The sequence below is a fragment of the Arthrobacter sp. NPDC056691 genome, assembly GCF_042791415.1.
Classification (GTDB): Bacteria; Actinomycetota; Actinomycetes; order Actinomycetales; family Micrococcaceae; genus Arthrobacter.
The window spans coordinates 322,997-338,211 of record NZ_JBHTXX010000001.1 but is presented as its reverse complement, the minus strand read 5'-3'; the positions used below and the strand labels follow the sequence as shown (position 1 = coordinate 338,211).

At 63.3% G+C, this 15,215-nt stretch carries 10 protein-coding genes and 2 pseudogenes; 7 read left to right on the top strand and 5 right to left on the bottom strand.

Features of this window, described 5'->3' with window-relative positions:
- Window positions 1-32: 32 nt before the first annotated feature.
- Window positions 33-494, bottom strand: coding sequence for a MarR family winged helix-turn-helix transcriptional regulator (locus ACFRAU_RS01595; protein ID WP_377998584.1), 462 nt, complete (start codon window positions 492-494; stop codon window positions 33-35).
- Between the two features lie 83 nt (window positions 495-577).
- The gene (locus ACFRAU_RS01590) at window positions 578-1,672 is read right to left on the bottom strand and encodes a LacI family DNA-binding transcriptional regulator (protein WP_377998506.1); all 1,095 of its coding nucleotides are present in this window, start codon (window positions 1,670-1,672) and stop codon (window positions 578-580) included.
- Between the two features lie 117 nt (window positions 1,673-1,789).
- Between ACFRAU_RS01590 and ACFRAU_RS01585 the strand changes: the two genes are divergently transcribed.
- From ACFRAU_RS01585 to ACFRAU_RS01555, 7 genes and pseudogenes are all read left to right on the top strand, one after another.
- A complete protein-coding gene (locus ACFRAU_RS01585; protein WP_377998505.1) occupies window positions 1,790-2,728 on the top strand; it encodes a carbohydrate ABC transporter permease in 939 nt (312 codons plus the stop codon).
- Between the two features lie 2 nt (window positions 2,729-2,730).
- Entirely contained in the window at window positions 2,731-3,678 is a 948-nt protein-coding gene (locus ACFRAU_RS01580) for a carbohydrate ABC transporter permease (protein ID WP_377998504.1), read from the top strand.
- 42 nt (window positions 3,679-3,720) lie between these two features.
- Complete coding sequence (locus ACFRAU_RS01575) at window positions 3,721-5,064, top strand: ABC transporter substrate-binding protein (protein WP_377998503.1); 1,344 nt, start codon at window positions 3,721-3,723, stop codon at window positions 5,062-5,064.
- Between the two features lie 121 nt (window positions 5,065-5,185).
- A complete protein-coding gene (locus ACFRAU_RS01570; protein ID WP_377998502.1) occupies window positions 5,186-7,225 on the top strand; it encodes a beta-galactosidase in 2,040 nt (679 codons plus the stop codon).
- 19 nt (window positions 7,226-7,244) lie between these two features.
- Complete coding sequence (locus tag ACFRAU_RS01565) at window positions 7,245-10,319, top strand: Ig-like domain-containing protein (protein ID WP_377998501.1); 3,075 nt, start codon at window positions 7,245-7,247, stop codon at window positions 10,317-10,319.
- Window positions 10,320-10,442: 123 nt separating this feature from the next.
- Window positions 10,443-10,948: pseudogene (locus ACFRAU_RS01560) on the top strand (SDR family oxidoreductase); the annotation flags it as partial.
- Window positions 10,949-11,002: 54 nt separating this feature from the next.
- Window positions 11,003-11,098, top strand: a pseudogene (locus tag ACFRAU_RS01555) (permease); the annotation flags it as partial.
- Between the two features lie 43 nt (window positions 11,099-11,141).
- Here the strand turns inward: ACFRAU_RS01555 and ACFRAU_RS01550 are convergent.
- From ACFRAU_RS01550 to ACFRAU_RS01540, 3 genes are read right to left on the bottom strand one after another with little or no spacing between them, the layout of a single operon-like run.
- Entirely contained in the window at window positions 11,142-12,551 is a 1,410-nt protein-coding gene (locus tag ACFRAU_RS01550) for a phosphotransferase (RefSeq protein WP_377998500.1), read from the bottom strand.
- A complete protein-coding gene (locus tag ACFRAU_RS01545; RefSeq protein ID WP_377998499.1) occupies window positions 12,544-13,416 on the bottom strand; it encodes a GHKL domain-containing protein in 873 nt (290 codons plus the stop codon). The genes ACFRAU_RS01550 and ACFRAU_RS01545 overlap by 8 nt, the downstream gene beginning before the upstream one ends.
- Entirely contained in the window at window positions 13,413-15,191 is a 1,779-nt protein-coding gene (locus ACFRAU_RS01540) for an AAA family ATPase (RefSeq protein WP_377998498.1), read from the bottom strand. Before ACFRAU_RS01540 ends, ACFRAU_RS01545 begins: the two co-directional genes overlap by 4 nt.
- Window positions 15,192-15,215: the final 24 nt, after the last annotated feature.

Below are 15,215 nucleotides of genomic sequence, written 5' to 3'. Positions count from 1 at the left end.
GGCCTCTGTGTGTCGAATCCCGGGGTGGGGACTCAGCCTGTCCTGCCCCACAGGGCCTTGCGAAGCAATGCCCGCAATTGGCCGGCTTCATCGTCGGAAAGGGCGGCGAGCTGTTCATGTTCGCAGGCCTCGAGCGCGGCGCGGGCTTTGGTGTGGATCCGGCGGCCTTCCGCCGTCGATACGATGATCTTGGCCCGCCTGTCCTGCTTGCCGGTGGCTCGTTCCACGTGTCCCCGGCGCTCAAGATCGTCCACGAGGCTGACCACCTGGCTGGGGTCGAGGCTCAGGAAGTCGGCCAGTTCCCGCTGGGTCGGTTCCAGTCCGCTGCAGGCGACTGTCAGCACCGAGAAGGACCTTTCCCGTAGCCCGAAATCCCCGAGGGCCCGGTTGTTCAGCGCGGACCCCGCCGCGTGCAGTTTGGCCAGCAGCAGGCCGACGTCGTTGCCGATCGTGGCCGCCGCTAGCCGCGGCGTTCCGACTTTGGTGTCCTGCATAGCCACGCCAACTCCAGTAGTGCTCAAAACAATCATTGGATTTCTCAACAATCCATAATCGCATCGAGTACGGCGGGAGCCCGCTATCTGGGCCGTCCGGAAGTTCGCGGCGCCGCCGTGCTTGCCCGGACCACGAGTTCGGTGGGCACCAGCGTGACGCCAGGTTCGGTGGTGTGGGTGCGGATCTGCTGCAGGACGTTGTCGACGCACCGGTTGCCGACGTCGGCGAAGTTCTGGTGGACCGTGGTGAGCGGGGGAGCGTAGGAGGAGGCCTCGGGAACATCGTCGAAGCCGACCAGGCTGATGTCTCCCGGGACCGATTTCCCTTTTTCGCGGAAGGCCCGGAGCAGGCCCAGGGCCATGTGGTCGTTCGCGGCGAACACGGCGGTGCAGCCGGGTTCATCGGCGAGCCGAAGCCCGGCAGCGTAGCCGGAATCCGCGGACCAGTCGCCGCGGAGCACCGGCGGGACGGGCTTCCCCACGGCGGCGAGAGTGCTGCGCCAGGCGGCGGCCCGGCGCTCGCTGGCGAAGGATTCCTCGGGGCCGGCGACGTGCCAGACCGTCTCGTGCCCGAGGTCCAGCAGGTGCTGGACGGCCTTGCGTGCGCCGTCGGCCTGGTCGGTGTCCACCACGCTGTACTGTTCGCCAGCGTCGGAATCCACGACGACGACCTTCACTCCCGGGGGCAGCGTCACTGTCGCTGCGTCCAGGAGGTGGACCTCCATGATCGCGATCACCGCGTCGACGGCGAGTTCCCCCATCCGGGAGAACGCGCCCTGGATCCCGGCCTGGGTGGGGGCGGTGACCGGGATGAGAGTGATGGCGAAGTCCTGCCGGGCCGCGTGGAGCGCGATGGCCTCCAGGGTGCGCATGTTCCCCAGCGAGGAGAGCGAGAACGTGATCACGCCGATGGTCCGGAAGCTCCCGCGCTTGAGCGCCCGGGCGGCGCTGTTGGGCCGGTAGCCCAGCTCGTTCATCGCTGAGATGACCTGGCGCCGTGTGCTGTCGATGACGTCCGGGCTCCCGTTGGACACGCGGGAAACCGTTTGGGACGAGACGCCGGCGAGCTTGGCGACGTCGGCCATGGACACCTGCTGCTTGCGCCGCGGTGCGCCGCCTGCCGCCTGCCGTGCAGGGGACAAATTGTGGACCGGGGGTTGACCGGGTTCGTGCTCCATGTCACCATCGTACCAATCATGTTTGCGCAAACATTCACAAAAGTGCACATCAATGTTTACGCAAACAGAACACTTACCGTCACCCGTCAAGTGACGCAGCCCTACAGAGGACCTTTCATGACAACGACGTCCCCGCAAGTCGCGGCGCCTGCCGGAGCGGCCGCCCCGGCAGGCCGCACGAGCCGCCGTGCCAGCCGCCGTTCCTGGGCCGGCTGGTGGTTCATCGGCCCGTTCATGGCCGTGTTCGCCCTGGTTTTCCTGGCCCCGATCGGCTACTCCATCTACCTGAGCGTCTTCCGCAACCAGCTCATCGGCGGAACGGCGTTTGTGGGCCTGGACAACTACGCCCGGGCCTTGGGGGACCCGCAGTTCTGGTCCGCGCTGGGCCGGGTCTCGCTCTTCCTGGCAGTCCAGGTGCCGGTGATGCTTTTCATTGCCCTCGTGGTGGCCCTCGCCCTGGACAGCGGCAGGCTCTACGGAAGATCGTTCTTCCGGATCTCGATCTTCCTGCCCTACGCGGTGCCGGCCGTCGTTGCCACCCTCATGTGGGGCTTCATGTACGGCACCCGCTTCGGCCTGGTGGGCAACATCAACCAGGCCTTCGGCCTCAACCTGCCCAGCCCGCTCTCCTCGGAACTCGTGCTCGCCTCCATCGGAAACATCGTCACCTGGGAGTTCATCGGCTACAACATGCTGATCTTCTACTCCGCGCTGACCGTCATACCCAAGTCCCTCTACGAGGCTGCCGAGATCGACGGCGCCGGACAGCTCAGGGTCATCACCGCCATCAAGCTGCCGGCGATCAGGGGCGCCATCGTGGTGGCCGCCATTTTCTCCGTGATCGGCAGCTTCCAGCTCTTCAACGAGCCCAGCATCCTCAAGAGCCTCTCACCCAACACCATCTCGACCTACTTCACGCCCAACCTGTACGCCTTCTCCCTGTCGTTCTCGGGGCAGCAGTACAACTACTCCGCCACGGTGGCAATCATCATGGGGCTGATCACCATGGCCATTGCCTATGCCGTCCAGGTCCGCGGCATGCGAAAGGAGGGCTGACCATGAGCGTTCAGACAGCCGCCCGTCCCGGCAATGCCGGAGCAGCCACGTCCCCGGTGAAATTCCGCAGTCCGCGCCTTCGCTCCCCACGGACAGCCGGATCCCGGCGTTCCCGCCGCAGTGTGGCACTGACTCTCCTGATGGGCCTTGTCCTGCTGTACAGCCTGGCTCCGCTGTTCTGGCTGCTGGTCAACGCCACCAAAACCCAGGATGGCCTCCTGAACTCCTTCGGCCTGTGGTTCGACGGTGACTTCGCCCTCTGGGACAACATCGCCCGGACAGCAACATACGACGGCGGGATCTTCCTTCGCTGGTTCGCCAACACAGTTCTCTACGTCGTGGCCGGGGCCGGGGGAGCCACCTTCCTCGCCGTCCTCGGCGGGTACGCGCTGGCCAAGTTCGATTTTCCCGGTCGGAAAGCCGTGTTCGCCGTCGTCATCGGCGCGGTGGCCATCCCCGGCACGGCCCTCGCCGTTCCCACCTTCCTCATGTTCAGCCAGATGGGCCTCACCAACACCCCCTGGGCGGTGATCATCCCCTCGCTCATCTCGCCCTTCGGCCTCTACCTCATGTGGACCTTCGCCGCCGAGGCCATCCCCACGGAGATCATGGAGTCGGCCCGGATCGACGGTGCCAGCGAGGCACGCACCTTCTTCCAGGTCTGCCTGCCGCTGCTGACCCCGGGCATTGTCACCGTGCTGCTTTTCACCATGGTGGCCACCTGGAACAACTACTTCCTGCCCCTGATCATGCTGAAGAACCCGGACTGGTACCCCCTCACCCTGGGCCTGAACGCCTGGAACGCGCAGGCCGGCACCGCCGGCGGGGAAGCCATCTTCAACCTCGTCATCACCGGATCCCTGCTTACCATCCTGCCGCTGATCGCAGCGTTCCTGCTGCTCCAGCGCTACTGGCAATCCGGCCTTTCCGCCGGAAGCGTCAAAGAATAACGCCCGCCCCATCCTCACCGACAACGCAGTTAGAAGGAAGACATGATCAAGACCCTGACCCGCCGCGGCCTGTTGCAGAGCTCCGCCGTCGCCGCCGCACTCGCCCTCGGGCTCACCGCCTGTGGAGGCGGCGGCAACGCGGCACCGCAGCAGACGGTCAACAGCGACGCCGTCGAATCCGCCCTCCAAAAAGGCGGCAAGCTGACGGTGTGGGCCTGGGACCAGTCGCTGAAGAAGGTTGCCGAAGGCTTCGAAGCCAAGTACCCCAACGTGGACGTCAACCTGGTCAACGCAGGCACCGGCAACGACCAGTACACCGCCCTGCAGAACGCCATCTCCGCCGGCTCCGGCGTGCCGGACATCGCGCAGATCGAGTACTACGCACTCCCGCAGTTTGCCCTCAGCAAGTCACTGGCCGACCTCGGCCAGTTCGGCGCCAAAGACCTCGACGGCACCTTCACCGCCGGTCCGTGGTCCTCGGTGCAGGCGCAGGGCGGCGTCTACGGCCTGCCCATGGACTCCGGCCCCATGGCCCTGTTCTACAACAAGGAACTGTTCGACAAGTACGGCATCGCAGTGCCCACCACCTGGGATGAGTTCCTCGACGCCGGCCGCAAACTGAAGAAGGCGGACCCCAAGGCCTACATCGCCAACGACACCGGTGACGCCGGGTTCACCACCAGCATGATCTGGCAGGCCGGCGGCAAGCCGTACCAGGTGGACGGCACCAACGTCGGCGTGAACTTCTCCGACGAGGGGTCCGCCAAGTTCGCCGAAACCTGGCAGAAGCTCATCGATGAGGACCTCCTGGCCCCCATCAGCTCCTGGAGCGACGAGTGGTACAAGGGCCTCGGCAACGGAACCATCGCCACCCTGTCCACCGGCGCCTGGATGCCCGGGAACCTCGTCTCCGGCGTCGCCGACGGTGCCGGCAAATGGCGCGTCGCCCCGCTGCCGCAGTGGGAGAAGGGCGCCAACAGCAGCGCCGAAAACGGCGGCAGTTCGCTGGCCGTCCCCGCCGCCAGCAGCCAGGCAGCCTTGGCGTACGGCTTCCTGAAGTACTCCAACGTTGAGGAGGGCGTCCAGACCAGGATCGACGGCGGGGCGTTCCCCGCCACCTCAAAGGACCTCGCGTCCGAGAAATTCCAGAACACCGGGTTCAAGTACTTCGGCGGCCAGAAGGCCAACCAGATCTTCGCCGAATCAGCGAAGAACGTTCCCGCCGGCTGGTCCTACCTGCCGTTCCAGGTCTACGCCAACAGCATCTTCAACGACACCGCCGGCCAGGCCTATGTCTCCGGCACCAAGCTCAAGGACGGCCTGACCGCATGGCAGAAAGCCTCGGTCAAGTACGGCACCGAACAGGGCTTCACGGTCAAGGAATAAGGGCCCTTAACTACGCACGCATCTCCGCGGATGCGCCAGCCGGCCTGGCGCGTCCGCGGCCACCCCAAGCTTCGCGCCCAAGCTTCGTCGCCGCCCAAGCGCGCCCAAAAAGAGGAACCCCATGACCCACACCACCCGCCACCGCTGGCTGCGCTGGCCGTCCCCGGACACCAAGAGGCTGGCCTTCGGAGCCGACTACAACCCCGAGCAGTGGCCCCGTGAAGTCTGGGCAGAGGACGTGCGGCTCATGAGGGAGGCCGGCGTCAACATCGTTTCCCTTGCCATCTTCTCCTGGGCACGCATCCAGCCTTCGCGGGACAGCTGGGACTTTGCCTGGCTCGACCACATCATCGGCCTGCTGCACGCCAACGGCATCGCCGTGGACCTCGCCACCGCCACCGCCTCCCCGCCGCCGTGGCTCGCGGCCGAACACCCGGAAATCCTTCCGGTCACCCAGAACGGCGAAACCCTCTGGCCGGGCGGCCGGCAGCACTGGCGGCCCACATCGCCGGTGTTCCGCAAGCACGCGCTAACGCTCGTGCGCACCATGGCGGAGCGCTACAAGGACCACCCCGCCGTCTGCGCCTGGCACGTTTCCAACGAGCTCGGCTGCCACAACATCTATGACTATTCCGACGACGCCGCGGCCGCCTTCCGCCGCTGGCTCCGGGACCGCTACGGCACACTCGAGGAATTGAACACCGCCTGGGGGACCGACTTCTGGTCCCAGCGCTACGCGGACTGGAACCACATCTTTCCCCCGCGCAAGGCGGCGTCCTACCCGAACCCCACGCAGCAGCTCGACTTCAAGCGCTTCTCCTCGGACTCGCTGCGGGACTACCTCCGCGCCGAACGCGACGTCCTCAACAGCATCACGCCGGACATCCCCGTCACCACCAACTTCATGGTGATGGGGGAAACGAAGGGGATGGATTACGCCGCCTGGGCCGCCGACGTCGACTTCGTCTCCAACGACCACTACGTGGTCCCGGGCCCGCAGGACCATGACGAGCTGTCCTTCTCCGCGAACCTGACCGGCAACATTGCAGGAGGCAACCCCTGGTTCCTCATGGAGCACTCCACCAGCGCCGTCAACTGGCAGCCCGTGAACACGCCCAAGAAGCCCGGGGCCCTCGCCCGGGACTCGCTCACCCATGTGGCCCACGGCGCGGATGCGGTCTGCTTCTTCCAGTGGCGGCAGTCGCGCGCCGGGGCGGAGAAATACCACTCCGCGATGGTCTCGCACGCCGGCAGCAACAGCAGGCTCTTCCGCGACGTTACCGCCCTGGGCCGGACACTCGGTGAACTCGCGGGGATCACGGGCAGCCGGCGCGAGCCGGCACGGGCCGCGATCCTCTTCGACTGGGATTCCTGGTGGGCCAGCGAGCTTGACTCCCATCCGAGTGACCGGCTCCGCTACCGGCAGGAGGCGCTCGACTGGTACTCGGCGTTCCTGGCCAGCGGCATCCGCGCCGATGTCCTCCCGGTGGCGGCCTCCCTTGAGGGCTACCACCTGGTCATCGCTCCTGTCCTGCACGTGGTGCCGGCGGAACTGCGCTCCCGGCTGACCGCATTCGTCGAGTCCGGCGGGCACCTTGTCACCACCTACTTCTCCGGCGTCGTGGACCAGAACGACCACGTCTGGCTCGGCGGGTATCCCGGTGCCCTCAGCGATCTCCTGGGGATCCGGGTGGAAGAGTTCGGGCCGCTGGCCCCCGGCGAAGGGGCAACGCTCGACGACGGGTCAACCGGAACGCTGTGGGCGGACTCCGTTGCCACCACCTCAGGTGACACGAAGGTCCTGCGCCGGTTCACCTCCGGTGACCACGCAGGAGAACCGGCGGTGACCCGGCGCAGCGTGGGCAGCGGGTCCGCCGGCTATGTGGCCACGCGGCTCGGGCCCGACGGCCTGGTCCCGGTCCTGCGGGAATTCGCGGACCTGGCCGGCGTCGGGTCCGAATTGCCCGCGGACTTGCGCGGCGCCGTCGAAGTCGCCGTCCGCACGGGGGAAGACGGGCGCTTCCTCTTCCTGATCAACCGAACCGACCACGCCGTCGACATCTCGGCGGTGCCCGGAGCCGTGCTCGCGGGCACGGGACCGTCCGAAGGTACCGCCAAACTCGCCGCCCGCGGCGTGGCCGTCCTCAAAAGCCCCAAGTAATCGCACCGAAGGGAATTCAATGACGAACAGATCCAGGCGGCCCTGGGCCGTGGCCGCGGCAGGTGTCACCGCCGCGGTCTTCTCCGCAGGGCTCGTGGCGGGACCCGCTTCCGCCGCGCCCGCCACCGATGAACCCGTGCCGGCCGGCGCCGTGACCGTCCGGCCGGACCCCTCCTACCAGGGCGAGGCCTTCGAAGGATGGGGCACCAGCCTGGCCTGGTTCGCCAACGCCCCCGACGTGAAGGACTACCTCCGGGCCGGGGGTGCCGTCGAGGGCTGGTGGAAGGCCCCCGCCGGGACCACACGGGCGGACAAGGACTGGTGGGATCCGGCGAACCCGGCCGACTGGAACCTCGACGCCGACCAGACGCAGCGCTGGTGGGTGGACCGGATCAAGAAGGACATCACGCACTGGGAAGCCTTCAGCAACTCCCCGCCTTGGTTCCAGACGGTCAGCGGCTACGTTTCGGGCGGCTTCAACTCCTCCCAGGACCAGCTGCGGACCGAAAGCGTCGACGACTTCTCCTCCTATCTGGTGGGCGTCGTCAAGCAGCTCGAAAAAGCCCACGGCATCAAAATCGACACGATCGATCCCCTGAACGAACCGAACACGCCGTACTGGGGAACCAACCTCAATGCCGCGGGCCAGCCGGCCGGCGGGCGGCAGGAAGGCGCCCACATCGGCCCCGAACTGCAGCAGAAGGTGGTCCAGTCGCTGGCCAAGGCACTGGCCGGTGCCAACACCGGCGCCGTCATCAGCGCGATGGACGAGACCAACCCCTCGACCTTCGCCAGCAACTGGAACAGCTACTCCGCGGCCGCCAAGGCCAGCGTGGGGCAGCTCAACGTCCACACGTACGGCACCGGGCAGCGGACGGCCGTCCGGGACATCGCCAAGGGAGAAGACAAGCCGCTCTGGATGAGCGAAACAGGCGGCTCATGGCTGGACGGGCAGAACTTCACCAGCATGCAGCCCGGTCTTGGACTGGCCCAGCACATGGTGGACGACCTCCGTGAACTCGAGCCCGAGGCCTGGGTGTTCTGGCAGCCCGTTGAGGACTACAACAACATGAAGCCCGGCGGCGAAAGCGCCATCGGCTCCAACTGGGGCGAGATCCAGCTGCCCTTCAACTGCACTGCGGAGGACACCCTCCAAAGCTGCCCGATCTACACGAACACCAAGTTCAACACCGCCAGGAACTTCACGCACTACATCAAGCCCGGGGACCGCCTGGTCAAGGTGAACGACACGAACAGTGCGGCGGCAGTCTCCGACTCCGGAGCGACTGTGGTGCACGTGAACGACAGCAAGCAGCAGCGCCAGGTTGCCCTGGACCTGTCCGGGTTCGGTGCAATCCAGGGGAATGCCACCGTCACTCCGGTGACCAGCGACGCCTCGGGCGCGCTGGTGAAGGGTGAGCCTGTCGCCGTCGGCAAGGACAGCACCGCGGTCCTCGCGGTACCGGCAGAGTCGGTCACAACGTTCCTCGTCAGCGGTGTGCACGGCGTGGCCAAGGACGCCGCCGTGATTCAGGCGGACCACGTTTACAGCCTCCGGGGCGTCGAGAGCGGCAAGGCCCTCACCTCGGGAGCGGGCAGCGCCGCCGTCATCCGCGCCGGCGCCGGCGCCGACCAGCAGTGGAACATCCGCCGCCTCAGCGGCGGCGACAGCAGCCGTGCCCGCTACGCAATTGAAACGGCCGACGGCGGGCGGCAGCTCGCCGTCGTCGACGGAACCCCGCAGCTGGTTCCGGCGGAGGCAACGCCGGCTGACGCTTCCCAATGGACGATGTCCACCACCGGCGACGGCACCTACACCTTCGTCAATGCGGCCACCGGCAGGCTCCTCGAGGTGGGCGGGCACGCCACTGCGGACGGGTCCCCCGTGACCCTGTGGACCGCCAATTCCGGTGAGAACCAGCGCTGGCGCGTCGTCGACGAAACGGTCCAGGGGTTCCAGAACGTCGCGGCCTTCACCGTGCCCGGGACCACTCCGCAGCTGCCCGCCACGGTGGTCCCCGTTTACCGTGACGGAGCCAGAGGTGAACTGCCGGTGACCTGGGCGATGCCGCCGGACAGCCGGTGGAGCAAGCCGGGAACCGTTGACGTCCGCGGAACGGCGACCGACATCCTGGGCGTCACTCATCCGGTGACGGCCAAGGTCACCGTCGACACGCTGGTGGCGACGCTTCCGTCGAGGGCCAAGACCTACGCCGGCGGAACGCCCGCGCTGCCTGCCACCGTGACAGCGGTGACCGCCGGCGGCAGCAAGGTGGAGCGGCCGGTTGTCTGGGATGCGGCCGGACCGTTCACCCAGACCGGCGTGGCCATGGTTTCTGGCACCGCCGACGCCGCCGACGGGCGGACGCTGGCCGCCACAGTTCGCGTGCAGGTCACGGCGGGAACGGCCGACAACGTGGCCGATGACCCCGGAACCGCATTCAGTGCGACATTCACCGAGCCGGGTTACGGCACGGCGGGACTGGGCAACGGCAACCTTACCGACAAGGCCTGGTCCAACTGGAAATCGGGCACCAAGAACACCACCGACACCCTGTCCGTGGCGCTGGCCAGCCAGAAGACGGTGACGGGTGTGAAGGTCCACTTCTACCGTGACGGCTCCACCGACAGCTACGCCCAAAGCCTCCAGGTGCAGACCAAGGCGGCCGACGGCACGTGGAAGAACGCGGGCGCCGCGGTCCAGGTCCCCGGCGGCAGCCCCGCCCCGGTGGTCACGGTTCCGGTTGCCGGCGTGGACACCAAGGACGTGCGCGTGGTGCTCACCGCCCGGCCGAACACCCACATGACGGTCAGCGAAGTGCAGGTGCTGGCACAGGCCCCAGGCAAGTCCGCCGACGCCGCCGCGGCCGGCATCTCCGTCAACGGCGAGCCGCTGGCCGGCTTCGACCCGGGCGTCACCTCCTACCGGGCCGCGGTCCAGGGGCCGCGCCGGGAAATCACGGCCACCGCGGCAGACCCTTACGCCACGGTGACTGTGACGCAGGCGGACACGCAGTCCGGAACCGCCGTGGTGACGGTACGCAGTGAAGACGGAAGCCAGACCCGGACATACGAGGTCGTGTTCGGCCGCTAGTTGTTAGCCGCCCGGAGCGCAGCGGCACTGGCGGAAGCACGGCAAAAGGGCACCGGGTGCGTCCCCGAGGGACGCACCCGGTGCCCTTTTGGCCATCTCAGACCGCGTCTTCGCCAGGATCATGACGACTTCGCCCCCATCCACGAGGTTGACGACGACCTCTGGGACCGCGTCTTCCGGATCAACGTCACCGCCCTCTTGCGCCTGACCCGCGCCGTGGTCCCGCTGATGCTCGACGCCGGCGCCGGCTCCGTGGTCAGCGTCGCCTCCGAGGCCGGCCTGCGCGGATCCGCCGCCGGTGCCGCGTAGCGTCCAAGCACGCCGTCGTCGGCCTGATCAAGGACTCTGCCGTGATGTACGGGCCCAAGGGCCTGCGCCTCAACGCCGTGGCACCCGGCCCCACCATCACCAACATCGTGGCCAACGGGGGATCCCAGCTCGCGGCCGAACGCCTCGGTCAGCTGATGCAGGCCACCGTTCCCGCGCCCGCCACCGCGGCGCAGCTCGCCGCCTCCATCACCTTCCTGCTCAGCGACGACGGCACCAACGTCAACGGCGCCATCCTCGCGTCCGACGGCGCCGGGACCGTCCCGCCGTCGTCTCAACCGCCACTGCACACAAGTAGATGATCGCGGCGAATGGGCTCCCACGGGCTGGTGAACCTGATGATGAGGTTCTACGAGCAGATCGTGGAGCAGGGGGCGCACTCGGAGTTGCTAGCTACGGGCGGGGCTTTCGCTCGGCTGTATGCGGCTCAGTTCGCGGCTCCTGTGGCGGAGGCTCAAGCCCTGGCCTCAACTCGTCAACCCTGGTCAGCATGTCCTAGGATTCAAGGGCACTTGCGGCTTTCCGAGCTAACGCGATTGCCCGTCGTTTGACTTGGGGATTATCGAGCACGTCATCGTACTTCAACTGACGCATGGCATAAGCCAGAGTAAGAGCCCAGCGCTCATTTTCGCTGGTGAGCGCCTGTTCCACCCACCGTTGTGCAGCCGCGGTCCACTCGCGACAGGGACTTCCTTCAAGGAACGCATCCGTGTAAATCTCGGCGCACTGCTCTGGAGTTGGCCACTGAGATTTTCGAATGGGTGAGTCCGGATGAAAAAGCGGGGAGAGCAGAACTGTGATCGGATCAAGTAGGCGCGATGCGAAAACCTCATTGTCAAAGTCGATAAGAACCGGCGCATTCTCCGCTTCCAGAATGTTACCGGGATGAAGGTCGCCGTGCTGCGCCCCAATTCGTGTAGAGGCCCTCTTCTCACGGCGAGGAGGTAGTATGCCGTGCATTTCGGATAGCTCCAACAACTTGGGCCAGGATAGAAGTGGCTGCACCAAGTCCTCTAGATTTTTGGTGCAGGATCCCCCAACCGGAATCGATTGGATTGCATCAGTGATCACCGAAAGATGTTGCGCCGCAGATGCTTGGTTCTCATCCAGAAGCTTAAGAAGCGACGTCGGCGCTGGCCCCGCCACTTGCATCACCTGAGCACGTTTGCCGTCGCACAAGCCAGATATCAGGGCAACAGGGGCAGCCACAACTCCTGCGGGAAGAATCGTGTGTAGCCCACTTGCAGGAGGAGCTTTTGAACCGTCAGTTTGCTTGACGACCACCGATGCGACTTCATTGCCTGACGCATCTCTGATCCTGCAATGCCAAACGGGCAGATCAGTCTTACCGTCCGTTAGAGCCCTGACGGAGATGGAGTCGCCTCCGTAATGATGAGCAACCAGGCGCAGGAGTCGACGGCTGATGGTTAGATCGGCATCGTCCTCAACGAAACCGATAACTTCGAGGTCACCTAAGCTGTCAATTTCTTGCGAGAGCCGCTTTACATATTCGTCGAACTCCACCGCCTGACCTTTTTCATAGGCACATACGCGATCAAACGAAGTAGAACCAATGCTAATCGTACCGCGTTCACGGGTTGCGAATTGCTGGTGAAAGATGTCGGTATAACCTGTGAAAACGACAAAAACTGTATCCGGAAGTTCGGCGAGGAATTGCCCGAGCAGGACATCACCTACAGCATCGTTAGGTTCGTCTGTTTCTTCCTGTGGCAATTTCCTGTCGAGAATCACAAGATCGATGGGTCGATTAACGGATGCTATGCCGAGAACCGCTTCGCTGGCGTGCCCGAACGACGTAACGTCGAATCCGTGCTCAGCTAATATTCCTCTTGTAAAATAAATCTGCTGAATGTCATCTTCCACGATGATGGCGATTTTATTCATATCTACTTCCCCTGAGCGAAAAAGTGGCTGTGCCGCCAGCTGCTCTTAATTCGAATTCATATCCTAGGCGATCCGCTGCCAACTGGATCACCTGGGTGCCCAGTCCGCGATGGCCCTGCTTACTGGTTCGTCCAGAAGCGGCGACGCTTGAGAACTTGAATGACGCGCCAGAGAATCTGTTGCTAATGGTGACCCAAAAGCGGGAACCGTCGATGCTCGTTGATATAAGGACATGACCTTGCCCGTTGGGGATATCACGTGATGCGTCGGCAGCATTTTGGATGGCGTTGGCTAGAATGAGATCTAGCAGACCTCGGTCGGTGTAGATTTCATCGGACGGCTGGTCAGAACCCTCTAATTTAAACATTGAAGAAGGATATTCATCAGAGAGGCACCCTGTAATAGCTTCACTAAGCGACACAATTTGCCGAACAGGTAAACGATGAGCCGCTGCCAGGTTAGCTAGGCCATCAACACGACGCCTTAAGGCTTCGATAGCACGGTTTGTTGCACTTGCTTGAAAATCTGTCAGCTCTTTGTGGGCCGCGAGCCGAACCCATCCGATGGCTGGTTGCATCTCGTGTCGTATCATTCCCGCGAGCTCATTTAGAACTCCAGCGATTTCAGATTCAGACCCCGCTTTTGCTGCAGTTTCTTCTGGATGCAAACCTGAAGCGGAACGGATTGCATTAATGGCAAGAGAAATCGCATTTTGAATACGAGGCACGCTTTCACGTGACAAAGCTTCAGTTAGAACGCGCTCAAATTCCGGCTCTAGCTTGTTCTCCATTGCCCATTGAGCCGCCAGCATTCTTTCCGAAGGAAGGCGCGAGGCCAGGCTCGCTAAGAACTGATCACGGTTCACGTTAACAGTCCATGCGACTTATAGAACGAAGCGCGTCGACGAAATGCATCCTCGCCACCTTCCATGAGTGAAGTTATGGCTCGCACAATTTGAGGATGATCATAAGGTCCGAACCTGTCGACATATCCCCTTTTCCCATCACTCTTCAACAATACGACTTTGCTGGCCGAACCAAGGACTGGAATGTTGGCATTATGCGTTGCAATGATCGTTTGGGCTCGCGAGTCACTGCGATTATTGATGCCCACAATTACGTTTTCAACGAGGTATGCATTGTCTAAGTGGTCTTCTGGCTGATCCAGGACCAGAGCACGTGAATGCTCTGTCAGAAGGATGGGCAATGTAACCGCGCATTTCTGGCCCGTTGAAAGTTCATCGACATTCTTAAGTGTTGAACCGTCGACCAGCAAAAAGTTTGCAGAGTCATCAAGATTAACTGCTGTAAGGTTTGACAGGAAACTTGGGTCATTTAGATGGTTAAGTGCCCTGGATACTCGTTCCTCAGGTAACTCGGTGGCTGACGAAGCTGTGGCCACATCATTTGTTTCGATAAGACTCAGCAGTTGTCGAGGTAAAAGTGTTCGCGCAAAGATCTCTGCAATAGAGCTATATTTCAAACCGCTGCCTTGGAGTCCGGCACTGAGTAAGTCTCGGAAGACACTGTAATCAGCTAAGTGTTCGATGGAAACGGTGACTCGAGCCCCGAGATTTTGTGAAACCTCTGATGCCACGCGTTGACGTTTTTCATATCGTAATTCGTTTGCTGCTTCCAGCTCATTCAGGAGAGAGTCGCGCTCCTCGCGCAAAGCCGCGTAGCGGCCGTTCAGTTCTCGCAGGCGGTTCTGTTCCGCGGCCAGTACCGCTAGCTGTGACCTAATATTTCGCGCTTTAGCTGTCACTTCTCCGAGGCCACGTTCTGCATCATTGAGTTCGCTTCGAATCGGCTCGGCCTCGCCGCGCAGTTCTAGCTCCTTGCTAGCGCGGCGAGATGCAGATGCCTGGAGTGTTGCCTCAGCTTTCCTGATCGATGAAGTTACCTGATTCATGCCTTGCCTAGAATCACTGATCGTCTCCTCTACGATCGCTTTGTCTTCGCCTCCGAGCGGGATCGCGTCAAGCTCTCGGAGTTGACTGTCAAGTGTGGTTGTTAGGCGTTCAAGGTTTGACAGGACGGTAAAGGCAGCGACTGAGTGAGTTTCGCTGGTTTGAATATGCAGCAGCTCGGCTTCAATTTCCTGTAGTTTTTGTCGCTTCAAGCCCATTTCGGAAGACACGCGTCCCATAAGAGTTGCCTCTTCTGCGGCCAAAATTTCGAGGTCAGCCTGTAACAACGGCCGTTGGCGAGTTCGATCCTCCAGATCACTCAGTTCTTGCCGAAGTTCTGACAGCTGCGTTGTGATATCCGATGCAGGGTCGGAATGATCGTCGCGTGGCCCGATTTGAGCGCGCAGATCTATCAGGCGTCGGCGGCTTTCCGCGTCGGATGCAATGGCTTCGAGTTCATTTTGGCCAAGCATTAAGGCTAGGCTCGCCAATTCCGGCCTTCGGCCGCCACCCTCCGCGTCCACGACCAATCGATGAGATGTTTCGTTCTCTTCGAGGTCTAGAACCACTTCGCCATTCCCAAGCAGAGACCTAACGCGTTGAACCTCCCGCGCTGAGCGATTCTTATCGGCGTGTGGTGTGCCGAGAGCGTGCCTAATCAGCTCGAGAAGCGTAGTCTTACCTGCACCTCTGGGCCCGATGACAACGTTGAGCCCCGGATCAAAACTCACATCAATGTCAGCTAAGAAGCCACC

Coding starts and splice junctions, on each gene's coding strand:
- ACFRAU_RS01595 (WP_377998584.1), bottom strand. CDS start 494: ATGCAGGACACCAAAGTCGGAACGCCGCGGCTAGCGGCGGCCACGATC.
- ACFRAU_RS01590 (WP_377998506.1), bottom strand. CDS start 1,672: ATGGAGCACGAACCCGGTCAACCCCCGGTCCACAATTTGTCCCCTGCA.
- ACFRAU_RS01585 (WP_377998505.1), top strand. CDS start 1,790: ATGACAACGACGTCCCCGCAAGTCGCGGCGCCTGCCGGAGCGGCCGCC.
- ACFRAU_RS01580 (WP_377998504.1), top strand. CDS start 2,731: ATGAGCGTTCAGACAGCCGCCCGTCCCGGCAATGCCGGAGCAGCCACG.
- ACFRAU_RS01575 (WP_377998503.1), top strand. CDS start 3,721: ATGATCAAGACCCTGACCCGCCGCGGCCTGTTGCAGAGCTCCGCCGTC.
- ACFRAU_RS01570 (WP_377998502.1), top strand. CDS start 5,186: ATGACCCACACCACCCGCCACCGCTGGCTGCGCTGGCCGTCCCCGGAC.
- ACFRAU_RS01565 (WP_377998501.1), top strand. CDS start 7,245: ATGACGAACAGATCCAGGCGGCCCTGGGCCGTGGCCGCGGCAGGTGTC.
- ACFRAU_RS01550 (WP_377998500.1), bottom strand. CDS start 12,551: ATGAATAAAATCGCCATCATCGTGGAAGATGACATTCAGCAGATTTAT.